Source organism: Methylobacterium sp. FW102-HT35C08 (assembly GCF_058790235.1).
Genome location: NZ_JBYTCL010000002.1, coordinates 5132004 through 5157663, shown reverse-complemented (window position 1 = coordinate 5157663; position 25660 = coordinate 5132004). Strand labels below are relative to the sequence as shown.

Genomic DNA, 25660 nt, shown 5'->3' with positions numbered 1-25660 from the left:
CAACAGCTTGGCGCCATTTCTCACCTGCCGGATGCCAAGCGATTTATGCCGGGGTGACAGCAGCCTCATGTCATGTCGGCTACAGCGGCCCGCGCCGGATGCGCGAGCGGCGCTCATGAGAGGCAACAAGTCCGTCACGGCGATGATCCTGACGATGATTGCATAAGCCGTCCTGTCGGCGGCTGGACGGGTCGCTGACCTTCCACGCTCGCCCGCGAACTTGTCCCCCAGGGCAGACTGGCGGGCGTGGATGCAATTCCGAACACGCTGCGGAAGTCCGAGAAGCGGATCGAGCGCTCGGACAGCGCTTTCCTGACTGAAGAGAAGGCCTTTGAGGAAGCCACACGGGCAATCGAGGTCGATATGAAGCCGAGCAGCGGCGGCCAGCCCTACCGTCTAGATTTGAACAGTTTTCGAGACCGCGCTATCCTAGGAATCAGGTGAGTCGAGCCTCCTCTCAGCAGGAGATTCCCATGAGAGCGCCTGTCTATCCAGTTTATCCGGATCTCAACACAAGCTTGGCGAGCAATGCAGCGGCCAACCATCCGGACCACCGTCGCGGTCAGTGCGTCGATGCCGTAGACCAGCTCGCCAGTCCGGTTCTGCTCGGCATCGCTGTCGCCGGCTCATCGGTGGCTTGCCTGCTCATCCGATTGGTGATCGGTTAAGAGCAACGGCGCGTCTGCCGCTGCGGGCCCTTTGCCGATCGGTGGCGCATGCGTCGCCTGATCAGCCGACCTCAGGACCTCATCTGCCGTCGCGCCGATAGAGGCTCGCTCCATGCGGCTCACCCTCGGTCATCTGGGCGATTGGGTCGTCGATCCCCGCGAACTCGCCGCACGACTCGGTGTGGGTACCGAGGACCTGAAGCGCTTGGAGCGCTACGGCTATGTCGACGCCCGGATCAAAGAGGAGGCGGGCTGCACGCGGGTAACCGTTCGCCTGCTCAACAGCGGCTGGCGTGGCACCTTCGACCAGGGCGGCACGCTCATCAGCGAGGAGAAATGGTGACATCATCACGCCCCGCTCGCACGCCCCGCTTGCCGCTCAAGGCCGTGGCGGACCTGAGCCTTTCTTCGTGGCCGGTGTGATGCACATCACAGACGTCCTTCCCCAATTCGCAGGAGGAGGACGGCCGTCCTTGGCGGATAAAGAGGCCACATGGATGGTGCCCTTGAGACCGTTGCGCTCGTCGTCGGCGCTCCGCTTTCGGTGACGGTGGTTGTCTCGATCTGGCTGCACAGCCTGAGGAGATCGAACCGGGACGATGACGATTGACGCGCCGTACTCAATCTCCCTGCCGTCCCAGCCGCCCCACCCCCAGCCCTAGCGACAGGAGGACACCTCGAAACAGGGTCAAAGCCGGCCTTCCGCACGCAGTTTGGCCTGCACACCGAAGGCACGCGTGGGTCTGTTAGGCTCAGTGACAAGCACGAGCCAACACTCTCGAAAAACAAGCCACGGCAAAGCCTTACAACGATCCGTTCGCTGTGAGCCTGTGTTAGGCCGCGTGCTGCCCTTTCGTCAGTTTCGTAAACCGAAGGACAGGAGTTCGATCCCCTGCACGGCCCCAGCTTCCCGCGCGGGCGCAGGACCCGCGGTGCGCCTGCCCATCGATCAGGACCAATGCGCACCTCCGCTCCAGGACGCCATGCAACAGCGCGCGACAGGCCGAGCGCGCGCCAACAGGGCGTCTTGGACTCCCGCCCGGGCGGGTCGCCGCTCAGCCCCCGTTCAGACGGGTCCACCGATATCCGTAACGGCCAAGCTGTAAATAAGTATTTCTGATTTGTAACTAAGGTGATCCGCGTTTATAACCGGTCAAGCTTGGCCGTTATAAGATTAAGATTAGATGAATGTGCAATTCAGAGGCGATTAAATCCACTGCGCCTACCAGCGCCGCCGGAAGGCGATGAGGCGTGTTCGCGCCGTGCTCGGTCGATGACCGGCACGGCGGACCGCCATGCCCCTCGGGGCCGCATCGCGCACGTTAGGGGCGCGGCCATGATGGGGAACGACGACGAGCAGCCGATCAGAGGCGCCGCCGAGACGATCGAAGCGGCCGATCTCGGCCTCGCGACGCGCCGAGCGAGGCAGAGCCGCCCGATCGATGCGGCGGCGCGCGACCGGATCGGGCGCGGCCTGCGGCTGCACTACGCGGCGGTCCTGGCGCAGCCGATCCCGGACCGGCTCCGGACGCTCCTCGACGACCTCGCCGCCTGCGCCGAGACGGAGGCCCAGCCATGACCCTGATGCTGCAAGCTGCTCCCGCGGGGAGCGGGTCCGGCCCCGCGCCGGCCGGCGCCGATGCCGAGATGCGCGACCTGCTGCTCGGGGCGATCCCGGCCCTGCGCGCCTTCGCGTTCTCGTTGACCTACGACTTCGACCGCTCGGACGACCTCGTCCAGGACACGCTGGTGCGCGCCTGGATCAACGCCGCCAGCTTCCGCCGGGGGACCAACCTGACCGCGTGGCTGTTCACGATCCTGCGCAACCTGTTCTACTCGGAGCAGCGCAAGCGCAAGCGCGAGGTGGAGGACGCCGACGGCGTGCATGCTGGCCGGCTGACCGCCCTGCCCGAGCAGGAGGTCCGGATGGAGATGGCGCAGTTCCAGAGCGCCCTGAACCGTCTGCCTGCCGCCCAGCGTGAGGCGCTGGTCCTCGTGGGCGCCCAGAGCTTCACCTACGAGGAGGCCGCGGCGATCTGCGGCGTCGCGGTCGGAACCATCAAGAGCCGGGTCAGCCGCGCGCGCCTGCGCTTGATCGAGGTGCTGGGGATGGACGGCACCGACGATATCGGCCCCGACGCCCGGACCCGCGCAGCCCTCGACGGGAGCTGAGGCGCCGCGTTAAGCGGCGCGCCGCTCACTTGATGAGCCGGACGACCTCGCGGAACCGCCTGTGCCGAGCGGTTCCGAGCCACTCGAACACCACCATCTCGGTGGTGACGATCTCGGCGCCGTGGGCCGCCATGCGGACGAGCGCCGCGTCCCGGTTCTCGATCCGGCGGGAGCCCACCGCGTCGCGGACCACCCAGACCCGCCGCCCGGCCTCCAGCAAGCCGAGCGCCGTCTGAAGCACGCAGATATGCGCCTCGCAGCCGGCCACCACGAGGTCGCGATCCGCGGGCAGACGCTCGAGGAAGCCCGGGGCCTGCACGGCGCCGAAGCTCATCTTCGGGAAGGCCATTCCCGGCTCCGGCGCAAGTTCCGGCACGGTCGGCCCCAGACCTCCGGCATTCTGCTCGGTGAACAGGACCGGCACATCGAGGAGCTTCGCGGCCGCGGCGAGGCGGCCCGTGTTGGCGAGCACGCCAGCGCCCTCGGCGATCGCCGGCATCAGCCGGACCTGAATGTCGATGACGAGGAGGAGCGTACGGGCGGGATCGATCAGCGGCATTGGGTTCGGGTCTCGGGTCTCGCGTGCCGAAGCGGCCTTCGGTCGGATCTCCTAAGTCTCTTCTGTGGCGGTTCGGCAGACCTCCAGCCGGAGGGGCGCGCCGCGGGCCATGCGCACCGCCGTCGCTCGGCTGTCACGAAGGCCGGCCGTCGCGTGCCGCGCCTCCCTCGCGGACAGCGCTCCTGTCGTGGACACGCATCATGGTCACGGCCTGACCGGTTTCGAGTTCTGAGCGGGCGAGGCTGACCGGGCCGACGAACACGGCGCGGCCAGCCTCCGCGCCGGCCCAACGCGAGGCGCGGCGGCACGCGACTGGGCGACCAGCCACCGATCCGCGCAGGCCAGCTTCAGGAAGGCCAAGGGCGCTAAGCCGCTCCTCCCGGAGGAAGAGCCAGACTGCCATGTCCCAGATCATCGTCCCGCAGCAGCCCCAGGACCCTGTCGCCGGTCTGGTGGGTGCACAGATCGACGCATTGCTGGCGGAGCTGCATCGGAAACGGGCCGAGCTCACGGAACAGAGGACAGGCCTGGATCGCCGCGGGCCGACCGGCGATGCCCGGATCGACAGGCTCAACGTCGAACTCGGCGTGCAGATCAGCGACGGCTTGGCGACCATCAACCAGCTCATCGAGCAGGTCGAGACGTTCGCCATCGACATGACGCGGGACCTGCCGGCGGCGTGAACCCGCCTGACGGGTCCCCATGGGAGGTCCAGGAAACCGCGTTGTGCGTGTCCGCATCGGGCTCCGGCCTCTGCCGGCACCGACGCCGCCGAGGGATGAGCCGATGCGCGCCCGGTCAGGCTCGGTGCCGCGCCCATGCATGGCTGGCCGCGATTCGCGGGCCGCGCCTCAAAAGGTCGCGAACAGGCGCGCCACCGCGTCCGGCTCGTGGGTGACGGTCAGCGCCAGCGCGAGCAGGATCCGGGCCTTCTGCGGCGTGAGGTTGTCGGCGCTGAGGATGCCGCGGCTGCGCAAGCGGGTGGTGAGGGGCACCACGCCGCTCCCGGCCCGGGTCGACATCACCACCACGATCCCGTCGGCGGCGGCCGCCTCCAGGGCCTCGGCCTCGGCAGGCGGGGTCATGCCCGGGGCGAGCCCGGCCGAGACGAGGCCGCGGGCGCCCGCCGCCAGGAACGCCCGCACCGCGGTGCCGTCGGCATCGGCGTAGCCGTAGGCGATTTCGACCCGCGGCAGCGCCGGACGGTCACGAATGTCGAACGGCGTGCCCGGAGCGGTCGCGCGCTCGGAGCGGCGATAGTAGCGGACGGTGTCACCGTCCACGTGGCCGAGCACGCCGAAATCCGGGGTCCGGAAGGTCTGAAGGCGCGCCACCGAGGTCTTGGTGACCTCGCGGGCCGCCTGGATCTCGTCGTTGAGCACCACGAGGACGCCGCGCCCGCGGGATTCCGGTGCCGCCGCCGTGCGCACGGCGGCCACGAGGTTGAGCTTGGCATCGGTGGAGAGCGCGCTCATGGGCCGCTGCGAGCCCACCAGCACCACCGGCAGATCGATCGTCAGGGTCAGGTTGAGGGCGTAGGCGGTCTCTTCCAGGGTGGCGGTGCCGTGCCCGATCACGATCCCGGCGAGGTCCGGGTGCTCGTCTGCGAGGCGCGCGCACAGCCGGACGAGGTCGCGCCACTCGGCAAAGCCGATCGCCGGGCTCGGGACCGCGCGGAACGGGACCGGGACCACGGACGCCACCGTCGCCAGCTCGGGGACGGCGTCCAGGATCGCACCGGCTTCGAGGCGCCGATCGGTGGCGGTGTAGTCGAGGAGGTCGAGGGCATCGCGCCCCAGCGACGAGATCGTCCCGCCGGTTCCGATGAACGCGACCTTGGGCAATCCGGCCCCGTGCCCTGCTGCCAGTCCTGCCGCCATTGCCGTGCCTCCCGGCCATCCTCGGCCGCGCGAATGCGATGGCGCCGTGATGCCCCGTCGCGCCGCGAGGGTCGACCCCGCCCGGCGCATTCGGGCGATGCGTCGGGTGACGGATCGAGACGCTCGGGGCCTCGGCCACGCGCGCACCGCGTCCCGCTGGCTCCTTCGGCGGGACGCGTGCCGGCCTAGCTCTGAAAGTCGAACAGCAGGGCCGAGATATTGGTGCTGGCGTTGGTGCCGCTCGCCCCGTAGCCCACGCTGCCCGACTGGCCGCTCTGAAGCTGCTGGATGAAGGTGGAGAGCAGGTCGTTCGTCGACGTTGTGCCGGACCCGCTCCCGGAATCCGATGACGTTCCGTTCATGGAGCCGGATGCGGAGCCGCCCGGCGGCGGCCCGGGCGGCGGCCCCGGAGGCGGGCCGCCGACGCCCGAAAGGCCGCCGTCATCCGACGTGACGTCGGAGGTCTGCGTGCTCTGGCCGTGGCTGGAGAACAGGTTCTTCAGCTCGGTGGCCTGGTCGCTGGTCAGCGTGCCGCTGCTGACCTGATCGGAGATCAGGCTGTCGATCCGGTCCTTCATGGAGGACGGATCGAGCTTCGCCTGGGACGTGTTGTTGCTCGAGGCGGTCCGATCCGCCGACAGACTCGAATCGATCGACGACAGGGCGTTCGTCAATGCGGTGGCGTCAGTGCCGCTCAGTGTCCCGGCCGACAGCTCGCTGCTGATCGTGTCGGACATCTGCGTCTTGGGGTTGTTCTGGGAGGACCATCGCGGTGCGGAGAGCTGCGATGTCGTGGTCGATGAGACGGTACTCATGAAGGCGCTCGTGGCACGGATCTGCCGGAATCGCCCGGCGGCGGGTCCGTGTGCAAATTACCCACGCGCTTCTTAAGGCCGCGTTTCACTCGGGCTCAGGATCCGATGCGTCGATGCTGATCTCGTCCTGCACGCCGTCCGGTCGACCGGATCTCAGAACCGGCCCGATGACCCGGAGACCTCCTCCGCGGGACTTGCGGACGCGTCACGACGCCGAGACTTGGCAGTCTCGACGCGCCCGTCGTTGCGAGCGCAGCAATCCAGGCAGCGCCACGCCTCGCGGCGTCGCGCAACCCTGGGCCACCGCGCTTCGCGCGATGCCGGCGCGGCCCGCGTCAGACGAAAGCGTCAACCGCGCGCCGGGTCAGACACCCGCGGCCACGCGCAGCGGCGGCATCATCTCGGCCGGGCGCGCCGCGGGGGCGGCGTGACTGTAGAGACCGCGATGCTTCGGATGCGGGGCCAGCCGGTCGGTCAGGCCGATCACCGTCTCCGCCGCGCCGAGCAGGAGCGCGCCGTCGGGCGCCAGCTGCGCGGCGAGCCGCGCCAGCACGTCCGATTTCGTCGGGGCGTCGAAGTAGATCAGCACGTTGCGGCAGTAGATCACGTCGAACTGGCCGAGGGACGCGAAGCTGTGCAGCAGATTGAGCTGGCGGTAATCGACCATGCTGCGCAGGCTCTGGGCGATCTGCCACTGCTCCCCGACCTGGGTGAAGTACTTGATCAGCCACTGCACCGGCAGGCCGCGCTGGACCTCGAAATGGCTGTACAGCCCGAGCTTCGCCTTCTCGATCACCTCGGTGGACAGGTCGGTCGCCACGATCTCGACCTGCCAGCCGGCGAGCCGGGGCGCCGCCTCCTGCAGGAGCATGGCGAGCGAGTAGGGCTCCTGCCCGGTGGAGGATGCCGCGCACCAGATCCGCAGCTTGCGCCGGCTGGCATTGCGCGCCAGGGCCTCCGGCAAGAGCGTGTCGCGGAACAGGTCGAACGGCATCCGGTCGCGGAAGAAGAAGGTCTCGTTCGTGGTCATTGCCTCGACCACGGCCCGCTCGATCGCGCCGTTCTGACCGAGCTTGAGGGCCCCGATCAGGTCGCCGAGGCTGGCGAGGCCGAAGCGGCGGCAGACGGGGGTCAGCCGGCTCTCCACGAGGTAGCGCTTCTCGGGCGTCAGCGCGAGGCCGGAGCGCTGCTTGAGGAAGCTGCGCAGGTATTCGAATTCGAGCTCGGTCATGCCGGCTGCCCCGTGATCAGGGCGCGCAGCGCCGTGGCGAGTTCGGGCAGCGGCAGCACGGCCTCGGCGAGGCCCGCCCGCGCGACGCTGCCCGGCATCCCCCAGACGGTGCTGGTGGCCTCGTCCTGGGCGAGCACCGGGCCGCCGGCCTCGGTGAGCGCCCGGGCGCCGTTGGTGCCGTCGGATCCCATACCGGTCAGGATGACGGTCGCGGTGGCCGCGCCGAACACGACCGCGGCGTCCTTGAACAGCACGTCGACCGCGGGGCGGCAGAAATTCACCGGCGGCCCGTCCGTGAGCTTGATGATCGGCCCGCTCGGCCCCGCCGCGAGGCCCATGTGGCGGCCACCCGGGGCCACGTAGATCCGGCCCGGCTCGACCCGCTCGTCGGCCTTGCCCTCGGCGGCCGGGAGGCCGGTGCGGGTCGACAGGTGCTCGGCGAACACCGCCGTGAAGATCGGCGGCATGTGCTGAACGATCAGCACCGGCAGGCGGCGGAGCGCGGCCGCCCCGATCCCCTCCAGCATCTCGCCCACCGCCCGCGGACCGCCCGTGGAGGAGCCGATCAGCAGGGCGCGGGGCTGGGTCCGGTTGCGCACCTTCGGCCGCAGGGTGAAGGGCGTCGCGGGCCGCGCCGCGGCCGGCGCCGGGTGGTGGGCCGCCGGCGCAGAGGCGGGCGCCGCGGCGGGCGCCGCCGGGATTCCCGCAGGGGACGGGCGCCGGGTCCGGGCCCGGGCGGAGCCGAAGACGCGGACGCGCTCGATCAGCTCGGCCCGGAACGTGTCCGAGGTGGTGACGCCGCGGCTGCTCTCGGGCTTGGCGATGTAGTCGACCGCGCCGAGGGCGAGGCATTTCAGCGAGATGTCGGCGTTGCGCGTCGTCAGGGTCGACATCATGACGACCTGCACGCTCGGGCTCATGGCGAGCATGCGCGGCAGCGCCGTGGTGCCGTCGAGCTCCGGCATCTCGATGTCGAGCAGGACCACGTCCGGATCGTGCTTGGCCATGAGCTCCAGAGCGATCCGGCCGTTCGAGGCCGTGGCGACGAGCTCGAATCCGGCCTCGCCGATCCAGCGGGCGACGAGGCCGCGCACCACGGCGGAATCGTCGGCCACCAGCACGCGGATCGCCGAGGCCGACGCTGTCGTGCTGGGCGTGGATGGGGTGCGAAGCGGAGCGACCGCGGGACTCAGGGCCATGATGCTTGCCTCGGGTACTCAGTCGCGGATGCGGAAACGCAGATTGGGCGTACGGTCAGGCCGCGTCGGCGACGAGGCCGACCTGCTCGAGCTTGGCCGTCAGGATGTCGCGGTCGAAGGGCTTCATGATGTACTCGTCGGCCCCCGCCCGGAGGGCGCGGGCGATCGCCCCGACGTCGTTCTCGGTGGTGCAGAACAGGACCTTCGGCGCTGCGCCGCCCTCGCTCTGACGCAGGGCCTGGAGGAACGCGTAGCCGTCCATGTTCGGCATGTTCCAATCGAGCAGGATCACGTCCGGCATGCTCGCCGCGCAGGCTTCGAGGGCGGCACTCCCGTCCTCGGCCTCGCTGACGTTGATTCCGAGATCCTCGATGATCCGCCGGGCAACCTTCCGGATCACCGCGGAATCGTCCACCACCAGGCAGGTGATCTCGTGCGGCGCCTTCATGATCGTCTCCTCAAGCCGCCTTGGCGCCGGCGGCCGTGAAGCCCAGGAGCGCGTCCACGTCGAGGATCACCAGGAGGCGCCCGTCGAGGCGGTGCACGCAGGTGGCGAGGTCGCGGAAGCGCGGATCGAGGTTGATCGGCACGGCCTCGCGGCTGTCGGCGCCGAGCTTGAGCACCTCGCCGACGCCGTCGACCACGAGCGCGAAGGTCTCGCCGGCCTGCTCCAGGCCGATCGCCATCTTCGGGCTGGCCTTGGCGCCGTCGGCCTCCGCCTCGGGCAGCCCGAGGCGCCGGCGCAGGCTCATGGCCGTGACCACGCGGCCGCGCAAGTTGAGGAGGCCGACGATCTCGGCCGGAGCCAGGGGCACCGGCGTCACCCCTGAGGGAACGAACACGTCGTGGACGCGCTCGATCGCCAGCCCGAACAGGGTCTCGCCGACATAGACCGTGACGAAGTCATCGGTGGCACCGGTCTCGGTGCTGGTGGCGTTGGCGTTGGCAGCCTGCATCGGAACTCTCCGGATTCGGTCGTCTCGATCGTGTCGATCGTCTAGGGGCTGGCGGCGCGGGGATCAGGCGGCCTTCGCCACCGTCCCGGCGCCGATCTCGGCGAGCGCCGCGATCAGTCCGCTGCGGTCGAACTTCGCCACGAGGTCGTTGATCGCCAGGGTCCGGGCCCGCTCCACCGCGTCGGCACCGATGGCGCCGGTGAGGCCGATCACCGGGAGGGCGGCCAGCCGGGGCTCGGCCCGGCGCATCGCCGCGACGAGGTCGAAGCCGCTGCGGCCCGGCATCTCCAGGTCGGTGACCACCACCTCGATCTTCGGATCGGCTTCGAGGGCCGCCAGCGCCGCATCCGCGCTCGCCGCCGTGACCACCTGGTAGCCTGCGGCCTTGAGCACCGGGCTCAGCATGTCGCGGAAGAAGGCCGAGTCGTCGACCAGCAGGATCGTGGAGATCTGCTCGGGCCGCTTCAGGCCGCGCGCCCAGTCGTCGTAGGCCAGCGGCAGGAAGTGGGCGATGTTGATGATGTCGGTCGCCCGGCCCCGCAGCACCGCCGAGCCGATCAGGTCCGAGCGGTCGGCCGCGATCTCGATGTCGAGGCGCTCCTCGACGATGTCGACGATCTCGTCGACCACGAGGCCCATGGCGCGCTCGCCGTCGGAGAACACCACCAGGGCCTGCGTCCCCTCCGACTTGATGGTGATCGCCGCGTCGGCCGGCACCAGGGGCATCAGGCGTCCGCGGTACTGGATCAGCGCGCGGCCGCCGAGCCACTCGACCTTGGCGCACTCGATCTCCTCGAGGCGGGTGACCAGCGACAGCGGCACCGCCTTGAAGCTGCCCTGGCCGCCCTTGAACACCAGGAGCGTGGTCTTGGTGTCGGCCATCTCGACCGCCTCGTCGGCGTCGGCATCGATGTGGCCGCCGCTGCCCTGGACGCCCTGCGCCACCTGACGGGCCACGCCGTTCGGATCGACGATCAGCACCACGGCGCCGTCGCCCAGGATCGTGTTGCCGGCGAACATCGGGATATGCCGCAGCTTCACCGACATCGGCTTCACGACGATCTCCTCCGTGTGGAAGACCTCGTCCACCAGGATGCCGAAGCGCTCGCGCCCGACCTGGGCGACCACCACGAAGCCGGCCTGCTCGGCCTCGGTGCCCGGGGTCGATTGCCCGAGCAGGCCGGTGAGCGAGACGATCGGCAGGAGCCGCTCGCGCAGGCGCAGCACCGGCGCGCCGTTGATGTGCTCGACCCGCTGCGCCCCGGCATCGACCCGCACCAGCTCCAGCACGGCCACCTGCGGCAGGGCGAAGCGGTGCTCGCCGGCCCGCACGATCAGGGCGGCGACGATGGCGAGCGTCAGCGGGATCTTGATGGTGAAGGTGGTGCCGCGGCCCGCCGTGGTGGCGATGTCGATCAGGCCGCCGATGGTCTCGATGTTGGTCTTGACCACGTCCATGCCGACGCCGCGGCCCGAGACCGAGGTCACCGCCGCCGCCGTCGAGAAGCCGGCGTGGAAGATGAACTTGGCGACCTGGGCGTCGGTCATCCGCTCGACATCGGCCTGGGAGGCGAGCCCGCGCTGCACCGCCTTCTGGCGGATCGCCGCGAGGTTCAGGCCCTTGCCGTCGTCGGCGATCTCGATCGTGATCGTGCCGCCCTCGTGGTAGGCGGCGAGCCGGATCGTGCCGCGGGCGGGCTTGCCCGCCGCGATGCGCTCGGCGGTCGATTCGAGCCCGTGATCGGCCGAGTTGCGGACCATGTGGGTCAGCGGGTCCTTGATGACCTCAAGGACCTGCCGGTCGAGCTCGGTCTCGTTGCCGACCATCACCAGGTCGATCTGCTTGCCGAGTTCCGCCGAGAGATCGCGGACCACGCGCGGCAGCTTCTGCCACGCGTTGCCGATCGGCTGCATGCGCGTCTTCATGACGCCTTCCTGCAGCTCGGCCGTGACGTGCGACAGGCGCTGCAGCGGGACCTTGTAGCTCGAATCCTCGTGCCGGCGGGCGATCTCGAGGAGCTGGTTGCGGGTCAGCACCAGCTCCGAGACCATGGTCATCAGGTGCTCGAGCGTATCGACGTTCACCCGAATCGTCTGGTTCTTGGCGGCGGCGGCCGTCTCGCCCTCGGCGCCTTCGGCCTTCTCGGCCCGGACCGGCTCGGCCTTGTCCTCGGCCTTGTCGGCCTCGACCGCGTCCGGCTTGGCAGCGTTGGCCTGGGCGGGCCCGCTCTGCGCCACCGCCTTCGGCGCCGCGCTCGCGACCGGCGCGGGGGCAGGCGGCGGGAGAGCGAAATCCGATTCGTCCGGCCCCGGCGCCGCCAGGAAGGCGGCCTCCAGGTCATCTAGGGAGACTTCGCCGGGCTTCAGCTCGCGGACCACCGGATCGGGCAGCACCGGCTCGGGTGGGGCCGCCTGCACCGGCGCCTCGGCCACCCCCTCGGCCATGCGCTCCAGGGCGGAGATGAGGTCGTCGTCCGAGCCAGACGGCTCCGTGCCGGTGGCCTCGAGGTCGGCGAGAATCGCCTTCAGCCGGTCGAGCGTCAGCAGAATCAGCGTGACCGAGTCCGAGGTGGCGGGCAGCCCGTCGCGGAACCGGCCCATCAAGGTTTCCGCGGCGTGCGCCAAGGCTTCGAGCCGCGGAAGACCGAGGAAACCGCAAGTTCCCTTGATGGTATGCACCAACCGGAAGATATTCCGAAGAATAGTCTCGTTATTCGGATCCTGCTCGAACCGAACCAGTTCTGCATCGACCGTGTCGAGATGCTCCCCGCTCTCGGTCAGAAACTCGCGAAGCAGGTCGTCCATAGTCGCTACTCGTTACGCGGAGAAGGTCTCGCGCAACCTACTTACTCGCGCGGGGTTAGGGAAGCGTTTCCATCCCGGCCCCGCGCCGACGTTTTTCAGGTCTTCACGCGAGCGCCGTGTCGGAAGCCTCGCCCTCAGCAGCATCGGGCGCGTCGATCACTGTGGGTTCGGCGGTGATCGTCACTTCGTCATCCTGGATGGCGAAGCGAACAGCCATGCTGGCGGCCCGCGCCACGAGGCCGGCATAGAACGGCAGGATGCCGTGGGCGTCGACCGTCCCGCTCTCGGGGCTGCCCGCCATGAGTTCCTCGACGTGCGGGGGAATGCGGGCATGCGAGCCCTTGGCCTTGAACACGAAGGTCGGTGCCTCGCCGTCGCCGGAGACGACCACGTCGATCACGCCGCCGCGCGGGATCGCCGAGGTCGCGATCATCACGAGGTTCAGGAGCAGCTTGACCTTGTTCTTCGGGAACAGGGCCTGCGGCGCGCTCCAGGTCAGCTTGGTCTTATCGTCGGAGAACATGCCCTTGGCGACGCTCTCGGCATCGGCGAGATCGATCGAGGCGCCGGCGGATCCGGCCGCCCCGAAGGCGATCCGGGCGAATTTCAGCCGCGCCGAGGCCTGCCGGGCGCTCTTGCCGATCAGCTCCAGCGCGAAGGTGCGCATCGATTCGTCCTGGTCGTCCTCCAGGACCTCCAGCCCGTTCACGATCGCGCCGACGGGGCTGATCACGTCGTGGCAGACGCGGGAGCAGAGCAGAGCCGCGAGGTCGAGGCCGTCAAGGGTCAGGGTGGGCGAGTTCGGGGAGGACATGGCGCGCTCCGGGCGGGCGGATCTGGAATTCGGACGTCTGCGGGCCGGAACCCCGAACGGGATATCCGGTACTCGGCCGCCCGATGCGGCGATCGCGTCGCCCGAAGGGAGCCCGCACGGCCTGCAGGTCGAACCGGGGGCGACGACCGGTCCGCACGGATAGACGCCACGGCCGCCTTTGAAAAGCGTTATCGGGTGGGACGATGGGACGGGCCGGCCCCGGATTCGGGGGCCGCGCCGCGGCCGTGACGGCCGCACCGGACAGGATCGGGGCGGATCGGGTACGATGCCCGATCCGTCGGGCCAGGGAGGATGCGCCATGAGACGCGAGACCGGCATCCGGAACAGAGCGGCCGCGGCCCGGCCGCGCCTGCCCCGCCGCGGCTTCGATCACCGCTGAGCCCCCCATGCCGCCCGCCAGCACGCCGCCCGCCCCCACCCTGCGCGAGAGCCTGAGCCCCCGCCTCCGCGTCGCCGATTCGGAGGCCGCGCACGACCGGCTCGCCGAGATCGCGCCGGCCTTTCCGGCCAGCTTCCTGACACCACCCTGCCGCGACCTGCTGCTCGGGATCGCCCATCATTCGCCGTTTCTCTGGCGGGCGATCACGCGCGCCCCGGACCGCCTCGTCGCCCTGCTGGAGCAGCCGCCGGACGCGGCCAGCCGGGGGATCATCGCGCAGCAGCGCGCGGTCGGGGGCGATTGCGGCACCAATCCGGACCTCGCCGCGGTGAGCCGCCGGCTCCGCGAGAACCGAGAGGCGCACGCCCTTCTGGTCGCCCTGGCCGATCTCGGCGGCGCCTGGGACCTCGCGGCGGTGACCCAGGCCCTGTCCGACTTCGCCGACGCGTCGGTGAGCGCCGCGACCGAGGCGCTGCTCCGGCAAGGCATGGCGGCCGGGCGCTTCCGGCCGCCGGACCCGGCGGCGCCGCAGGACGGGTCGGGGCTGATCGTCCTGGGCCTCGGCAAGCTGGGCGGCGGCGAGCTGAACTACTCAAGCGACATCGACCTCGTGGTCTTCTACGAGGCCGAGCCCGCCGCGGCCGCGACCGGCGGAGACCCCAAGGCGTTCTTCGTCAAGCTCGCGCAGGGCCTGGTGAAGCTCCTCGCCGACCGGACCGCCGACGGCTACGCCCACCGGATCGACTACCGGCTGCGGCCGGATCCGGGCTCCACCGCGGTGGCGCTCTCCACCGTCTTCGCCTTCGACTACTACCAGACGCTCGGCCAGAATTGGGAGCGCGCCGCCTTCATCAAGGCTCGGCCGATCGCCGGCGACATCCCGGCCGGGGAGGCGTTCCTCGCGGAACTCGCGCCGTTCATCTGGCGGCGGCATTTCGACTTCCCGGCCATCGCCGAGATCCACGCCCTGAAGCGGCAGATCCACATGGTCCGCGGTCACGAGACCATCGCGGTCGCCGGCCACGACATCAAGATCGGCCGCGGCGGCATCCGGGAGATCGAGTTCTTCGTCCAAACGCAGCAGCTCGTCTTCGGCGGCCGCAAGCCGGCCCTGCGCGGTCGCCGCACCGTCGCGATGCTCAGCCGTCTCGTCGCGGAAGGCTGGATCGACGGCAAGGCCCGGGATGAACTGAGTGCCGCCTACGACTTCCTGCGCACCCTGGAGCACCGGATCCAGATGGTCCGGGACGAGCAGACCCAGCGCCTGCCCACCGGGGCCGAGGCGCTGACCGCCCTCGCCCTGTTCTCGGGCTTCCCCGATCTGCCGACCTTCGAGGCCGCGCTGCTCCACCATGCCGGCCGGGTGCAGGCCCATTACGCCCTGCTGTTCGAGGCGGAGGCGGACGCGGACGACACGCTGGTCTTCGGCGAGACCGAGCCGGAGCCCGCCACCCTGGCCCGGCTCGGCGCCTTCGGCTTCCGCGACCCGCAGCGCGCCTGGGAGACCGTGCAGGGCTGGCATCTCGGGCGCCGCCCGGCGCTGCGGACCGGCCGCGCGCGGGAGATCCTCGCCGAGATGCTTCCGGCCCTGCTGCGGGCGCTCGGCGGCACCGCCGACCCGGACGCGGCGCTGCTCGCCCTCGACCGGGCCTTCGCGCGGATGCCGGCGGTCGCCGAGCTGCTCGCGATCCTCCGCTCGCACGAGCGGCTGCGGCTGCTGTTCGCCGACATCCTCGGCACGGCGCCGCGCCTCGCCGACACGGTGGGCTTGAGCCCGCACGTCCTCGATACCGTGCTCGACGCGGATTTCGTGGTGCCGACCACCGATCCCGACGCGGTCCGGACCCAGTATCGGGCCCTGGTTGGACAGCCGGCGAGCCACGAGGAATTCCTCGACCGCTGCCGGGACGCCACGCGCCAGATGATCTTCGTCACCGGCGCGCGCCTCCTCTCCGGCATCCTCACCCCGCGCCAGGCCGGGGAGGCCTACACGGCGATCGCCGAGGCCACGGTGGCGCTGAGCCTGGAGGCGGAGGAACGCCGCTTCGGTCTCGATCACGGCGCGGTGCCGCGAGGGCGGTGCTGCGTCCTCGCCCTCGGCCGGCTCGGATCGCGGCAGCTCAGCGCCGAATCCGACCTCGACCTCGTGTTCCTCTACGATTTCGATCCGGAGAACCGCACCAGCGACGGCCGGCGGCCCCTCGACGCCGTGGTGGCCTACAACCGTCTGGCGCAGCGCCTGTTCGCGGCGCTCACCACCGCCACCCGGCGCGGCCGCCTCTACGCGGTCGACCTGCGGCTGCGGCCCTATGGCAGCCATAGCCCGCCGGCCGTCCAGCTCTCCGGCTTCGCCGCCTACCATCGGGACGAGGCCGAGCCCTGGGAGCACATGGCGCTCGCCCGCGCCCGGGTCGTAGCGGGCGACGCGGATCTGGGCGCGGCGGTCACGGCGGAGATCGCCCGGACCCTGGGGAAGCCGCGCGATCCCGCCAAGGTCTGTGCCGAGGCAGGCGCGATGCGGGCCCTGGTCGCCCGCGAGCGCGGCCATGCCGGCCCCTTCGACCTGAAGCTCGCGCCGGGCGCCCTGTTCGACCTCGATTTCCTGGCCCAATCCATCGTGCTGAGCCACGCGGGCGGCTGGCCGGGCTGCCTCGGCCTCGGCGCGGAGGATTTGTTCCGCGGCGCCGCGGGGCGCGGCCTTCTGCCGGCGGCGACCGCCGAGCCCCTCGCCGAGACCTACGGCTTCCTCGACGCGGTCTATCAATGGCAGCGGCTCGTGATGGCGGATCCCGCCGCGGAACCGTCCGAGACCGCGTCCCGGCAGATCGCCAAGGCCGTGGGCCTGCCGGACGCACGCAGCCTCGCGGCCGAGCTGCGCCGCCATCGGCGCCGGAGCCAGGCCCTGCTCGCGCGGATCCGGCGCTCGGTGCGGGGGCCGCGCGGTGTCTAGGGCGTGTGATCCACCCCGGAAACCGTCGACATCGGCGGCCCGCTCGGGCATTCATGGAGGTCTTGGGAGGAACCATGACGGGCGCGGCGACGATTTCGGGGCCTGAGCGCGAGCGGATTGCCGCCACGCTCGCCGAGATCGCCTGCGCGGCGGGCGAGATCCTGCGCCGCTATCATCGGGGCCCCTGCCCCCATGGCTTGAAGCCCGACGGCTCCCCGTCGAGCGCCGCCGATGTCGAGGCCGAGGATCTGATCGTCGCCGCCCTCGCCGGGCGGTTCCCGGGCATCGCGGTGGTCGCGGAGGAGCGCGCGCAGAGCGGCGCGCCCGCGGGGCGGCCGGCCGAAACCTTCTTCCTGGTCGATCCCCTGGACGGCACCCGTGACTTCCTCGCCGGGACGCCGGATTACTCGGTCAACATCGCCCTGGTGGCGGGCGAGCGCCCCGTCGCGGCGGCCCTCGCGGCACCGGGCCTCGGCCGGGTTTGGTGGGCGGGCCCGCGGACCCTCGAGGCGCCGGTGGTCGATGGGCGGCCGGGCGCGGCGCGACCCGTCCACGCGCGCCCGGTCCCGGAGGCCGGCCTGCTCGCCCTGGGCAGCCGCCGCCACGGCGATGCCGCCACCGACCTCTGCCTCGCCGCCCTGCCGGTGCTGGAGACGCGCCAAGTCGGCTCCGCCGTCAAGTTCGGCCTGATTGCCGCCGGCGAGGCGGACATCTACGTGCGCTGCGGCCCGACCATGGAGTGGGACACCGCCGCGGGCGATCACATCGTCGCGGCCGCCGGCGGCTGCGTGGTGGTGCCGGGCGGCGGCCCGATCCGCTACGGGCGGCAGGGTCCCGACCACCGCAACGGCCCGTTCGCGGCGCTCGGCGACCCGAGCCTGGCGCCCCGGCTCGCCCTTCCCGCCTGCGCGACCCGCCCGTCCGCGGTCGCGCCGCTCAGCGCGGCGCATCCCTAGGCGGCGCATCTCTAGGCGGGACGTCCTGCAGGCCGCGCAAGGCCGGCCAGGCCGCCTCCGCCTGCCGGGCGAGGTCGGGATTCGCCAGGAAGCGGCCCCGGCGCTCGGCATCGCGGAACAGGTAGAGGCGCTCGCCGATCACCGCGAAGACCAGGGGATCGGCCTCCACCAACCGGCCCTCCAGGATCCCGGCGGCGTCGAAGCCCCCGAGCCGCGGGGCATAGGCCGCCGGCTCGTCCCGGAAGGCCTCGCGGTTGGCGCCGCTGGCGAAGCGCCAGACCTGCCCGCCCCAGGCCAGCTCGAACCGCGCCGTCCCGGCGAGCGGGCCGCCCTCCAGGAAGTAGCTGACCGGGTCGAAGCCGTTGAGGGTCAGCAGCTCGATCCGCGTCCCGGTGGGCTCGGCCCGCCCCGGTGCGGGGACGGCTAAGGCGGCGATCAGCGCGATCGTGCGGGCCAACCCCCGCCTGCGCGGCGCGCCGGGTGCGGGGTCAGGACGCGTTAACCACATCTTGCGAATTCCCTCAGAAGCTGGTCCGAGTCATCCACCCGGGCCCCGGCGGGACCGAGCCCGGCCGGATGACAGCCCCGGGCCGCTGTCGGCGCGCCGGGGCAGGAGCGGCACAGGTCCATCGCACGAACCGTTAATCGAACCGGGCGAGGAGACAACGATGACGGCACGAGACGATCGCGGCACCGACCGCCGCCACCTGCTGCGCACGGGCCTCGCCCTGGCGCTCGGCACCCCGCTCGCCGGCCTCGGCAGCGCGGGCGCGGCCCTGGCGGCCGCTGGGGATCTGGACACGCCCGAGACCTTCCGGCCCGGCGAGGTCGTGGAATCCGGCCACCGCTTCTTCGGCAGCGTGTCGCGCGGGCTCGCGCTCACGGTCGAGGAGGCGGGCCGGCGCTGGGGCGAGCCGAACGGCTACATCCTCGGCCAGGAGGGCGGCGGCGCGGTCGTGGCCGGCGTCCGCTACGGCGAGGGCACGCTCTACACCCGCAATGCCGGCCAGCGGCGGATCTACTGGCAGGGCCCTTCGCTGGGCTTCGACGTCGGCGGCGACGGCGCGCGCACCATGATGCTGGTCTACAACCTGCCGAACGTCCGCGAGTTGTACCGCCGCTTCGCCGGCGTCGACGGCTCGGCCTATCTGGTCGGCGGCTTCGGCATGACCGCGGTGGTGAGCGACCGGATCATCGTGGTGCCGATCCGCAGCGGCGTCGGTGCCCGCCTCGGCATCAATGTCGGCTATCTGAAGTTCACCCGCGAACCGACCTGGAACCCGTTCTGAGGGTTCGGCAGGAGGGATCGGCAGGCCCGGATTTCACCCTTGCGGCCGACCTGGGCTAGACTGAGGACGGGCCGGGTCTTCCGGCCGGATACGCGGGCTGTTCCCTCGTGATCGAAACGGTAATGATCTTCGCGCTGGGTTTCCTGGCGGCGAGCCTGTGCGGCCTCCTGCTGCTGCCGGCCCTCAACGCGCGCGCCGCCCGGCTGGAGCGGCGGCGTGCGGAGGCACGCCTGCCCCTCTCGCCGGCCGAGATCGCCGCCGAGCGCGATTTCCTGCGCGCGCAGTTCGCCGTGCAGCAGCGCCGCTTGGAGCGCCGGGTCGAGACCGTGGAGGCGAAGCGCCAGGCCGATATGGCGGCGATCGGCGCGGGGACCATGCGGGTCGCGGCCCTCGCCCGGGACGTCGCGGCGCGCGACGCCGAGATCGCCCAGGCTCAGGCCAAGACCCGGGAACTCGAGACCGAACTGGCCGTGGCGCGCGAGGACGGGACCGCGAGCCTGGCCACGCTTCAGGCCCTGGAAGACGCCCATGCGGATCTGCTCGACAGCCTTCTGGCGCTGCGGCACCGCGCGACCCCGGCGGCCGATCAGGATGCCGGGGCACTGGCCGCCGAGCGCGACGCCCTGCGCGCGAGCCTGAAGGCGGCCGAGGAGGCCCTGGCCCTGACGGTGGCCGACCGGCAGGGCGAACCGCACGCCGGGATCGAGCGCGAGAACGCCGATCTGCGCCGGCGGATCATCGAGGTTGCCGACGCCCTCGCCGGCCCCGGCCCGATGCCGCGGGCCGCCTATCCGGTCCCGCAGCCGCAACCCGAACGCGTCTGACCGGGTTCGCATCCGGGCGCCGGGCTTCGCCACGCGGTCCGGCCCGAAAACCTGTGCGGTTGGCCTTGTTTCGACCACGCAAAGGCCCCATCGCAACCCGGACTTGTCGCACGACCTTTCTTCTCAACAGATGGTACGGATACCCATGCGCCTGAAGCCGATCATCCTCGCCGTCACGGCGGCCTGTGCCCTGACGCTGCCGGCAGCGGCGCAGCAGTCGAAGCGGGGCAACGAGACCCTGAAGAAGTACTGCACTGGCGACTATCTCACCTATTGCGGCAATCTGGCGCCTGATGATCCGGCGACCGATGCCTGCTTCCAGAAGAACTGGAAGAAGCTCAGCGAGAACTGCCGTCGCGCGATCGACGCCTACGAGGCCGAGCATGAGCAGAGCGCACCGGCCAAGGGGCGGCAGGGCTCGCAGGGCGGCCGGGAGCGTCGGGGCTGAGCATCGGACCCGGCCTGTAGCGGCGCCGCGCTCGCGCCGGAGCGCGGCAACGGCTAAGGTAACGCTCCCGCCGGCCTCCCCGTGCCGGCGCCGAGCCCGCCGGACCCTCGCGCGATGTTGTCGAATTCTGCCCTGAAGCTCCTCGCCGCGTCCGGTCTCGTGGCCCTGGCGGTCTCCGCCTGCGGCCGGCGCGGGGCCCTCGAGCCGCCCCGGACCTCCGCGCCCGCCGTGCCGGCCTCCGCGCAGGCGGGCTCGGACGCGGTGAGCGGGCGCCGGACCCTGCCAGTCTCGGTCGGCCTCGGCGGCGGCGCGCCCGAACCGGACCCGGCCTCGGTGCGCGCGGGCGACGAGCTGTCCCTGGCGGCGGTGCCGCCGGGCGGGACCGAAGCGCCGGTGGAGACCAGCCGCGGCGCGCGGCGGGGCTACCGCGTCCCGAAGGAGCCTTTCATTCTGGATCCGCTGCTGTAGACGGCGGGGGCCGGAGCGCCGCTCCGCGTCGTTGTCGTGCCGCGCCGATCCGGTGACCTGATCGTCGGAGCGCGTCCGCCTCGTCCCGCGGCCGGGTGTTTCACGGGAAACAGCCTCCGCTCCGGCGCGCAGACGAGACACGGCCGAGATGCACCACTTCCACTACCGCGACGGGCGCCTGCACGCCGAGGATGTCGACCTGACAACCCTCGCCGCCGAGGTCGGCACGCCGTTCTACTGCTACAGCACCGCCACCCTGGAGCGACACTACCGCGTGTTCGCGGAGGCGTTCGCGGGCGACGATGCGCTCGTCTGCTTCGCCATGAAGGCGAACTCGAACCAGGCCGTGCTGCGCACGCTCGCGGCGCGGGGCGCCGGGATGGACATCGTCTCGGGCGGCGAGCTGCACCGGGCGCTGGCCGCCGGGGTGGATCCGGGCAAGATCGTGTTCTCCGGCGTCGGCAAGACCCGCGCCGAGATGGAGGCGGCGCTCAAGGCCGGGATCTACTGCTTCAACGTCGAGAGCGAGCCGGAACTCGCGCTTCTCTCGGAGACCGCGGTGGCGCTCGGCCTGAAGGCGCCGATCTCGATCCGGGTGAATCCCGACGTTGATGCCGGCACCCATGCCAAGATCTCCACCGGCAAGTACGAGAACAAGTTCGGCATCCCGATCACCCGGGCCCCGGCCGTCTACGCGGCCGCGGCGGCGCTGCCGGGCATCGCCGTGCACGGGGTTGACATGCATATCGGCAGCCAGATCACCGATCTGGCCCCGTTCGCCGACGCGGCGCGTCTGCTCGCCGGCCTCGCCCGGGAGCTGATGGCGGCGGGCCATCCCCTGAGCCACATCGATTTCGGCGGCGGCCTCGGGATCCCCTACCGCGACGACAACGCCCCGCCGCCGGACCCGGCCGCGCTGGCCGCGACCCTGCGGCCCCATTTCGCCCCGCTCGGCCTGCGGCCGGTCTTCGAGATCGGCCGGATGATCGTCGGCAATGCCGGGATCTTGGTCACCCGGGTGCTCTACGTGAAGCACAGCGAGGGCCGCACCTTCGTGATCGTCGACGCGGCGATGAACGACCTGATCCGCCCCACCCTCTACGAGGCCTATCACGGCCTGCGGCCCGTCCTCGAGCCGCGGCCCGACACCCCGCGCCTCGTCGCCGACGTGGTCGGCCCGGTCTGCGAGAGCGGCGACTATCTCGCCCTCAACCGCGAGATGCCGGAGGTGAAGGCCGGCGACCTGATTGCCGTGATGAGCGCCGGCGCCTACGGAGCGGTCCAGTCCTGCACCTACAACACCCGGCCGCTGGTGCCGGAGGTGCTGGTCCGGGCCGATCGTGCGGCGGTCGTGCGTCCGCGCGTCGGGGTCGAGGCGCTCGTCGCCCTCGACCGCGTGCCGGACTGGCTGGCGTGAGCGGGGATCCTGTGGGCGCCTCTCCAGCCGCGCCAGTGGCGGATCCGGCCGGCCGCCTGCCGCTGTCGGTCTTCATCATCGCCCGGAACGAGGCGGACCGGCTGGGTGCGACGATCCGGGCGGTGCGCGATCTGGCCGACGACATCGTGGTGGTCGATTCGGGCTCCACCGACGGCACGCAGGCGCTCGCGGCCGCGCTCGGCGCGCGGGTGATCCACAATCCCTGGCCGGGCTACGGTCCCCAGAAGCGCTTTGCCGAGGCGCAGTGCCGGCATGACTGGCTCCTGAACCTCGACGCCGACGAGGTGGTGCCGGGGGACCTCGCCCGGGAGATCCGCGCCCTGTTCGCGGCGGGCGAACCGCGCCGGCCGGCGTGGCGGATCGCGATCGCCGAGATCTTCCCCGGCGAGGGCCGTCCCCACCCGCTCGCCTACACGCTGACCCCGGTGCGGCTCTACCGCCGGGACCGGGGTCGCTACTCGGCCTCGCCGGTTCACGACCGCGTGGTGCTGGAGCCCGGGGTGACGCCCGGCCGGCTCAAGGGCGTGATTCACCACTTCTCGGTGCGCTCGCTGGGCGACCAGCTGGACAAGCTCAACCGCTACTCGGATCAGCAGGCCGACGACTTGGAAGCCCGGGGCGTGGTGATCCCGACCTGGCGCGTCTTCGTCGAGTTGCCGGGCAACTTCCTCAAGGCCTATCTCGGCCGCCGCCACATCGTGCGCGGCACCTACGGCTTCCTCACCGCCATGAACTACGCCATCTCCCGGCATCTACGCGTCGCCAAGCACGTCGAGCGTCGCCGTTTGGCCGCGGCCCGCCGGGATCGGGTTGACCCGCTCGATCCGACCTTCTAGAGCCAGGGCGCCGGAGACGTGGCCGAGCGGCTGAAGGCACTCGTTTGCTAAATGAGCATACCCAGAAATGGGTATCGAGGGTTCGAATCCCTCCGTCTCCGCCAGCAGATTTTATGCCCTTGAAACAACCGGTTAGGCTGGCAGCCGCTTGGCGTTTCGCAGGCTCGCTCTGAGCCTCGTCTCAAGCGGCACAGTCGACGGCCTGGCAGGGCCGGCGGAGGGATCGGACAACCGAATCATCCTCTCTCATCGAAAACATCCCAGCCGAGACACGGCACGGTGATCAGGAGGCGGTCTCCCGCGGCGCGCCGGCCTCGAGCGTAGGCGAAGGGAGATCTACGCCCTTCCGGATCGCCTGGGCCGGTTCGCGCCCCGAGTGGGGCGCACCCATCTCCAGCGCCCGCGATCGAGACGTTCAACTCCAGGCATGCCGCGGCGGCGCGATCCCGTTCAGCACGTGGTTGCCCACGTGGAAGGTCTTCCAGCGCACCGGGTCGTGCAGGGTGTGGGTGCGGGCATTGCGCCAGTGCCGGTCGAGGTTGTCCGCCGCCAGCACCGAGCGGGTGCCCGCGAGCTCGTGCAGCTTGTTGGCAGCCGACAAGGCGATCTCCGTGGTCAGCACCTTGGCTTCCGCCACGGCGATTGCGGCCTCGGCGGCCTCACCTTCCGTCGGGTCGTCCAGGATCCCGTCGATCGCCCGCCCCGCCCGGGCCAGCAGGGCCTCGGCGGCCCGCAGCGCCACGACCAGCTGGCCGACCTCGCGGATCGTCAGGGCGTCCTCGGAGGCGCGCTCCCGCCCGCTGTCGATCCACGGCCGCGACCGCGTCCGGACGAAGCGGACCATCTCATCGAAGGCGCCGCGCGCGATCCCGAGATCGACCGCCGCCTGGATGAACTGGGAGACCGGGCCGTTCGACGACGGCCGCTCCCCGCCTTGCCAGGCGGGGATCACCGCCTCGGGCGCGACCGCGACGCCGCGCAGCGCGACATCGCCGCTCGCCGTGGTGCGCTGGCCGAACCCGGACCAGCTGTCGATGACCGTCAGGCCGGGGGCGTCGCGGTCCACGATGGCGAGGTGGACGCGGCCCTCCGCGTCGACCGCGCCAATGTGGATGAAGTGGGCGAACAGCGCACCGGTCGCGTAGAACTTGTCGCCATCGACGACGAAACCGTCGCCCTGCGGCCGGAGCGTGGTCTCGAACGCACCGACATGGCGGCTGTTCTTCTCCGAGAAGGCGTTGCCCAGGCGATAGCCCTGCAGCACGCGGTCGAACCACAGCCGCTTCTGCGCCTCGGAGCCGGTCACCCGGATGACGTCGAGCGCCGCGAAGTGGTTCTGCGGGATCTGGCCGATCGACGGATCGGCCGCTGCGATCAGCGCGATGACCTCGCCCAGCGTGGCGTAGCCGACGCCCGCGCCGTCATAGGCCTTGGGCACTGTGATCCCCCAGAGACCCGAATTCGAGAAGCGATCGAGCTCCGCCACCGGCAGGCGCCGGTGGCGATCCCGCTCGGCCGCGCCGGCCGCGAACTCCGCCGCGAGGTCGCGGGCGATCTGCAAGGCCTCCGCTTCCGTTGTGATCCGATGGGCGCGGGGCTGCGGCGTGGGCGACGCGGCTGTGGTCATGGCGGATCCGGAAGAGGACGGCATTGGAAACGAGGGCGATGCCCGACAGGCGAAAGCAAACGCGCCGGCGAGTCAACGACGACGCGCGATCGATTCTTCCGATCTGAAGATGATGCGCCAAGCTTCGTGCAACTGCAGCGGTACATCGGAGCAGATCGACATCCGATGGGCGCACAAAAGAGAAATGTGATTCTCCAGATCTGCGCAAAAAACATATTGATCGTTTTGAGATCGGCGGGCGATCTTTCAGCACCGCGCTGGCGCGGCCGATTTTCGGAAAACATCCATGTCCGACGCGTTTTCGTCCCTGTCGCGGCGCGCCCTCCTGCGGGCGGGCGCGGGCCTCGGCACGGCGGCCCTGCTGCCCGGCGCGGCACGGGCCGCGGAGGCCGCGCCGGCTGCCGCGGGCGACGGCACCCTGTCGCTCAAGGGCAAGACCATCGCGATCAGCGTCGCCGGCACCGACCATTTCTTCGACCTCAAGGCCTATCAGGCGCAGGTCGAGACCGTGAAGGAGCTGGGCGGCACCCCGGTCGGGCTCGATGCCGGGCGCAGCGACAAGGCGCTGGTCAGCCAGCTGCAGACCCTGGTCACCCAGAAGCCCGACGCCGTGATCCAGACGCTCGGCACCCTCACAGTGGTCGATCCGTGGCTGAAGAAGCTGCGGCAGGCCGGGATCCCGGTCTTCTCGGTGGACCTGCCCTCGACCAACGTCATCAACACCGCGACCTCGGATAATTTCTCGCTGGGCGCGCAGCTGGCGCTGCAGCTCGTGTCCGACATCAACGGCCGGGGCAACATCGTGGTGTTCAACGGGTTCGCCGGCGTTCCGGTCTGCGAGATCCGGTACACGCAGCTGCGGGCCGTGCTGAAATACTACCCGGATGCGAAGATCATCCAGCCCGAGCTGCGGGATGTGATCCCCAACACGGTGCAGGATGCCTACGGGCAGATCACCGCGCTGCTCGCCAAGTATCCCGAGCCGGGCTCGATCGCGGCGATCTGGTCGGCCTGGGACATCCCGCAGCTCGGCGCCACGCAGGCGCTGATCGCGGCCGGGCGCACGGAGGTCCGCACCTACGGAGTCGACGGCACCCCGGAGGTGCTGGCCCTGGTCAAGGACCCGAAGGCGCCGGCGGGTGCCGTGGCGGCGCAGCAACCCTCAGTGATCGGCCGCACGGCGGTGCTCAACGTCGCCCGCTACTTCGCGGGCCAGACGAACCTGCCGTCCCAGACCTTCGTCCCGGCCATCGTCGCCAACAAGGCGAACGCCGCCGAGGTCCAGCGGCAGCTCGGCCAGGCCTGAAGCGGCCCGGACGAGACCT

General features: G+C 71.0%; 24 protein-coding genes and 1 tRNA gene. 14 read left to right on the top strand and 11 right to left on the bottom strand.

Features of this window, described 5'->3' with window-relative positions; all coding sequences use genetic code 11:
• The first annotated feature begins 780 nt into the window (after positions 1-780).
• The 3 genes from AC3WSN_RS24385 to AC3WSN_RS24375 all read left to right on the top strand — a co-directional run bounded on the left by AC3WSN_RS24385 (position 781) and on the right by AC3WSN_RS24375 (position 2840).
• Complete coding sequence (locus AC3WSN_RS24385) at positions 781-1011, top strand: hypothetical protein (protein ID WP_192709591.1); 231 nt, start codon at positions 781-783, stop codon at positions 1009-1011.
• Between the two features lie 993 nt (positions 1012-2004).
• A complete protein-coding gene (locus AC3WSN_RS24380; RefSeq protein WP_492541497.1) occupies positions 2005-2247 on the top strand; it encodes a NepR family anti-sigma factor in 243 nt (80 codons plus the stop codon).
• Positions 2244-2840: a sigma-70 family RNA polymerase sigma factor gene (locus AC3WSN_RS24375; RefSeq protein WP_192709593.1), complete on the top strand. Its 597-nt coding sequence runs from the start codon at positions 2244-2246 to the stop codon at positions 2838-2840. The genes AC3WSN_RS24380 and AC3WSN_RS24375 overlap by 4 nt, the downstream gene beginning before the upstream one ends.
• Before the next feature lie 25 nt (positions 2841-2865).
• On the opposite strand, the gene AC3WSN_RS24370 is transcribed toward AC3WSN_RS24375, so the two are convergent.
• A complete protein-coding gene (locus AC3WSN_RS24370) occupies positions 2866-3399 on the bottom strand; it encodes an isochorismatase family protein (RefSeq protein ID WP_492541495.1) in 534 nt (177 codons plus the stop codon).
• 401 nt (positions 3400-3800) lie between these two features.
• Here AC3WSN_RS24370 and AC3WSN_RS24365 point away from each other — a divergent pair, with 401 nt between their 5' ends.
• On the top strand, positions 3801-4082 hold the full coding sequence (locus tag AC3WSN_RS24365) for a hypothetical protein (protein ID WP_192709595.1): 282 nt from the start codon (positions 3801-3803) through the stop codon (positions 4080-4082).
• A gap of 168 nt (positions 4083-4250) precedes the next feature.
• Here the strand turns inward: AC3WSN_RS24365 and AC3WSN_RS24360 are convergent, their stop codons facing one another.
• From AC3WSN_RS24360 to chpT, 8 genes are all read right to left on the bottom strand, one after another.
• Positions 4251-5279 (bottom strand): asparaginase, encoded by a 1029-nt coding sequence (locus AC3WSN_RS24360; RefSeq protein ID WP_492541493.1) that lies wholly within the window; start codon positions 5277-5279, stop codon positions 4251-4253.
• 185 nt (positions 5280-5464) lie between these two features.
• Positions 5465-6094, bottom strand: coding sequence for a hypothetical protein (locus AC3WSN_RS24355; protein ID WP_492541491.1), 630 nt, complete (start codon positions 6092-6094; stop codon positions 5465-5467).
• Between the two features lie 364 nt (positions 6095-6458).
• Entirely contained in the window at positions 6459-7325 is an 867-nt protein-coding gene (locus tag AC3WSN_RS24350; RefSeq protein WP_238198727.1) for a CheR family methyltransferase, read from the bottom strand.
• Positions 7322-8524 (bottom strand): chemotaxis-specific protein-glutamate methyltransferase CheB, encoded by a 1203-nt coding sequence (gene cheB / locus AC3WSN_RS24345; protein WP_192709599.1) that lies wholly within the window; start codon positions 8522-8524, stop codon positions 7322-7324. Before cheB ends, AC3WSN_RS24350 begins: the two co-directional genes overlap by 4 nt.
• Positions 8525-8579: 55 nt before the next feature.
• Positions 8580-8972 (bottom strand): response regulator, encoded by a 393-nt coding sequence (locus AC3WSN_RS24340; protein WP_192709600.1) that lies wholly within the window; start codon positions 8970-8972, stop codon positions 8580-8582.
• A 10-nt stretch (positions 8973-8982) separates the two neighbouring features.
• The gene (locus AC3WSN_RS24335) at positions 8983-9480 is read right to left on the bottom strand and encodes a chemotaxis protein CheW (RefSeq protein ID WP_192709601.1); all 498 of its coding nucleotides are present in this window, start codon (positions 9478-9480) and stop codon (positions 8983-8985) included.
• 63 nt (positions 9481-9543) lie between these two features.
• Positions 9544-12285, bottom strand: coding sequence for a hybrid sensor histidine kinase/response regulator (locus AC3WSN_RS24330; protein ID WP_492541488.1), 2742 nt, complete (start codon positions 12283-12285; stop codon positions 9544-9546).
• Positions 12286-12388: 103 nt separating this feature from the next.
• Positions 12389-13099, bottom strand: coding sequence for a histidine phosphotransferase ChpT (gene chpT / locus AC3WSN_RS24325; protein ID WP_192709603.1), 711 nt, complete (start codon positions 13097-13099; stop codon positions 12389-12391).
• A gap of 407 nt (positions 13100-13506) precedes the next feature.
• Between chpT and AC3WSN_RS24320 the strand changes: the two genes are divergently transcribed.
• Both AC3WSN_RS24320 and AC3WSN_RS24315 read left to right on the top strand, forming a co-directional pair.
• Positions 13507-16449: a bifunctional [glutamine synthetase] adenylyltransferase/[glutamine synthetase]-adenylyl-L-tyrosine phosphorylase gene (locus tag AC3WSN_RS24320; RefSeq protein ID WP_492541486.1), complete on the top strand. Its 2943-nt coding sequence runs from the start codon at positions 13507-13509 to the stop codon at positions 16447-16449.
• Positions 16450-16523: 74 nt separating this feature from the next.
• Positions 16524-17405 carry a 3'(2'),5'-bisphosphate nucleotidase CysQ family protein gene (locus AC3WSN_RS24315; RefSeq protein WP_492541484.1) on the top strand — a complete coding sequence of 294 codons (882 nt, stop codon included), beginning with the start codon at positions 16524-16526 and terminating at the stop codon, positions 17403-17405.
• Here AC3WSN_RS24315 and AC3WSN_RS24310 read toward each other — a convergent pair.
• Positions 17386-17913: a YHS domain-containing (seleno)protein gene (locus tag AC3WSN_RS24310; protein ID WP_192709606.1), complete on the bottom strand. Its 528-nt coding sequence runs from the start codon at positions 17911-17913 to the stop codon at positions 17386-17388. The two genes, AC3WSN_RS24315 and AC3WSN_RS24310, sit on opposite strands and share 20 nt — an antisense overlap.
• A gap of 160 nt (positions 17914-18073) precedes the next feature.
• Here AC3WSN_RS24310 and AC3WSN_RS24305 point away from each other — a divergent pair, with 160 nt between their 5' ends.
• The 7 genes from AC3WSN_RS24305 to AC3WSN_RS24275 all read left to right on the top strand — a co-directional run bounded on the left by AC3WSN_RS24305 (position 18074) and on the right by AC3WSN_RS24275 (position 22812).
• Complete coding sequence (locus AC3WSN_RS24305) at positions 18074-18694, top strand: DUF1134 domain-containing protein (protein ID WP_192709607.1); 621 nt, start codon at positions 18074-18076, stop codon at positions 18692-18694.
• Positions 18695-18816: 122 nt separating this feature from the next.
• Positions 18817-19518 (top strand): hypothetical protein, encoded by a 702-nt coding sequence (locus AC3WSN_RS24300; protein ID WP_192709775.1) that lies wholly within the window; start codon positions 18817-18819, stop codon positions 19516-19518.
• Positions 19519-19663: 145 nt separating this feature from the next.
• The gene (locus tag AC3WSN_RS24295) at positions 19664-19966 is read left to right on the top strand and encodes a 3',5'-cyclic-nucleotide phosphodiesterase (RefSeq protein WP_192709608.1); all 303 of its coding nucleotides are present in this window, start codon (positions 19664-19666) and stop codon (positions 19964-19966) included.
• Between the two features lie 114 nt (positions 19967-20080).
• Entirely contained in the window at positions 20081-20434 is a 354-nt protein-coding gene (lptM, locus tag AC3WSN_RS24290; protein ID WP_492541481.1) for an LPS translocon maturation chaperone LptM, read from the top strand.
• A gap of 148 nt (positions 20435-20582) precedes the next feature.
• The gene (lysA, locus tag AC3WSN_RS24285; RefSeq protein ID WP_492541479.1) at positions 20583-21851 is read left to right on the top strand and encodes a diaminopimelate decarboxylase; all 1269 of its coding nucleotides are present in this window, start codon (positions 20583-20585) and stop codon (positions 21849-21851) included.
• A complete protein-coding gene (locus AC3WSN_RS24280) occupies positions 21848-22708 on the top strand; it encodes a glycosyltransferase family 2 protein (RefSeq protein ID WP_373622189.1) in 861 nt (286 codons plus the stop codon). The genes lysA and AC3WSN_RS24280 overlap by 4 nt, the downstream gene beginning before the upstream one ends.
• Before the next feature lie 12 nt (positions 22709-22720).
• Positions 22721-22812, top strand: a tRNA-Ser gene (locus tag AC3WSN_RS24275).
• 311 nt (positions 22813-23123) lie between these two features.
• Here AC3WSN_RS24275 and AC3WSN_RS24270 read toward each other — a convergent pair.
• Positions 23124-24335, bottom strand: a complete 1212-nt coding sequence (locus AC3WSN_RS24270; RefSeq protein ID WP_492541477.1) for an SfnB family sulfur acquisition oxidoreductase — start codon at positions 24333-24335, stop codon at positions 23124-23126.
• 286 nt (positions 24336-24621) lie between these two features.
• On the opposite strand from AC3WSN_RS24270, the gene AC3WSN_RS24265 reads away from it, so the two are divergent.
• Positions 24622-25641: a sugar ABC transporter substrate-binding protein gene (locus AC3WSN_RS24265; RefSeq protein ID WP_492541475.1), complete on the top strand. Its 1020-nt coding sequence runs from the start codon at positions 24622-24624 to the stop codon at positions 25639-25641.
• Positions 25642-25660 lie beyond the last annotated feature (19 nt).

Excerpts from the sequence above, each read along its gene's own strand:
- AC3WSN_RS24385 (WP_192709591.1), top strand. The coding sequence starts at position 781 with ATGCGGCTCACCCTCGGTCATCTGGGCGATTGGGTCGTCGATCCCCGC.
- AC3WSN_RS24380 (WP_492541497.1), top strand. The coding sequence starts at position 2,005 with ATGATGGGGAACGACGACGAGCAGCCGATCAGAGGCGCCGCCGAGACG.
- AC3WSN_RS24375 (WP_192709593.1), top strand. The coding sequence starts at position 2,244 with ATGACCCTGATGCTGCAAGCTGCTCCCGCGGGGAGCGGGTCCGGCCCC.
- AC3WSN_RS24370 (WP_492541495.1), bottom strand. The coding sequence starts at position 3,399 with ATGCCGCTGATCGATCCCGCCCGTACGCTCCTCCTCGTCATCGACATT.
- AC3WSN_RS24365 (WP_192709595.1), top strand. The coding sequence starts at position 3,801 with ATGTCCCAGATCATCGTCCCGCAGCAGCCCCAGGACCCTGTCGCCGGT.
- AC3WSN_RS24360 (WP_492541493.1), bottom strand. The coding sequence starts at position 5,279 with ATGGCGGCAGGACTGGCAGCAGGGCACGGGGCCGGATTGCCCAAGGTC.
- AC3WSN_RS24355 (WP_492541491.1), bottom strand. The coding sequence starts at position 6,094 with ATGAGTACCGTCTCATCGACCACGACATCGCAGCTCTCCGCACCGCGA.
- AC3WSN_RS24350 (WP_238198727.1), bottom strand. The coding sequence starts at position 7,325 with ATGACCGAGCTCGAATTCGAATACCTGCGCAGCTTCCTCAAGCAGCGC.
- cheB (WP_192709599.1), bottom strand. The coding sequence starts at position 8,524 with ATGGCCCTGAGTCCCGCGGTCGCTCCGCTTCGCACCCCATCCACGCCC.
- AC3WSN_RS24340 (WP_192709600.1), bottom strand. The coding sequence starts at position 8,972 with ATGAAGGCGCCGCACGAGATCACCTGCCTGGTGGTGGACGATTCCGCG.
- AC3WSN_RS24335 (WP_192709601.1), bottom strand. The coding sequence starts at position 9,480 with ATGCAGGCTGCCAACGCCAACGCCACCAGCACCGAGACCGGTGCCACC.
- AC3WSN_RS24330 (WP_492541488.1), bottom strand. The coding sequence starts at position 12,285 with ATGGACGACCTGCTTCGCGAGTTTCTGACCGAGAGCGGGGAGCATCTC.
- chpT (WP_192709603.1), bottom strand. The coding sequence starts at position 13,099 with ATGTCCTCCCCGAACTCGCCCACCCTGACCCTTGACGGCCTCGACCTC.
- AC3WSN_RS24320 (WP_492541486.1), top strand. The coding sequence starts at position 13,507 with ATGCCGCCCGCCAGCACGCCGCCCGCCCCCACCCTGCGCGAGAGCCTG.
- AC3WSN_RS24315 (WP_492541484.1), top strand. The coding sequence starts at position 16,524 with ATGACGGGCGCGGCGACGATTTCGGGGCCTGAGCGCGAGCGGATTGCC.
- AC3WSN_RS24310 (WP_192709606.1), bottom strand. The coding sequence starts at position 17,913 with ATGTGGTTAACGCGTCCTGACCCCGCACCCGGCGCGCCGCGCAGGCGG.
- AC3WSN_RS24305 (WP_192709607.1), top strand. The coding sequence starts at position 18,074 with ATGACGGCACGAGACGATCGCGGCACCGACCGCCGCCACCTGCTGCGC.
- AC3WSN_RS24300 (WP_192709775.1), top strand. The coding sequence starts at position 18,817 with ATGATCTTCGCGCTGGGTTTCCTGGCGGCGAGCCTGTGCGGCCTCCTG.
- AC3WSN_RS24295 (WP_192709608.1), top strand. The coding sequence starts at position 19,664 with ATGCGCCTGAAGCCGATCATCCTCGCCGTCACGGCGGCCTGTGCCCTG.
- lptM (WP_492541481.1), top strand. The coding sequence starts at position 20,081 with ATGTTGTCGAATTCTGCCCTGAAGCTCCTCGCCGCGTCCGGTCTCGTG.
- lysA (WP_492541479.1), top strand. The coding sequence starts at position 20,583 with ATGCACCACTTCCACTACCGCGACGGGCGCCTGCACGCCGAGGATGTC.
- AC3WSN_RS24270 (WP_492541477.1), bottom strand. The coding sequence starts at position 24,335 with ATGACCACAGCCGCGTCGCCCACGCCGCAGCCCCGCGCCCATCGGATC.
- AC3WSN_RS24265 (WP_492541475.1), top strand. The coding sequence starts at position 24,622 with ATGTCCGACGCGTTTTCGTCCCTGTCGCGGCGCGCCCTCCTGCGGGCG.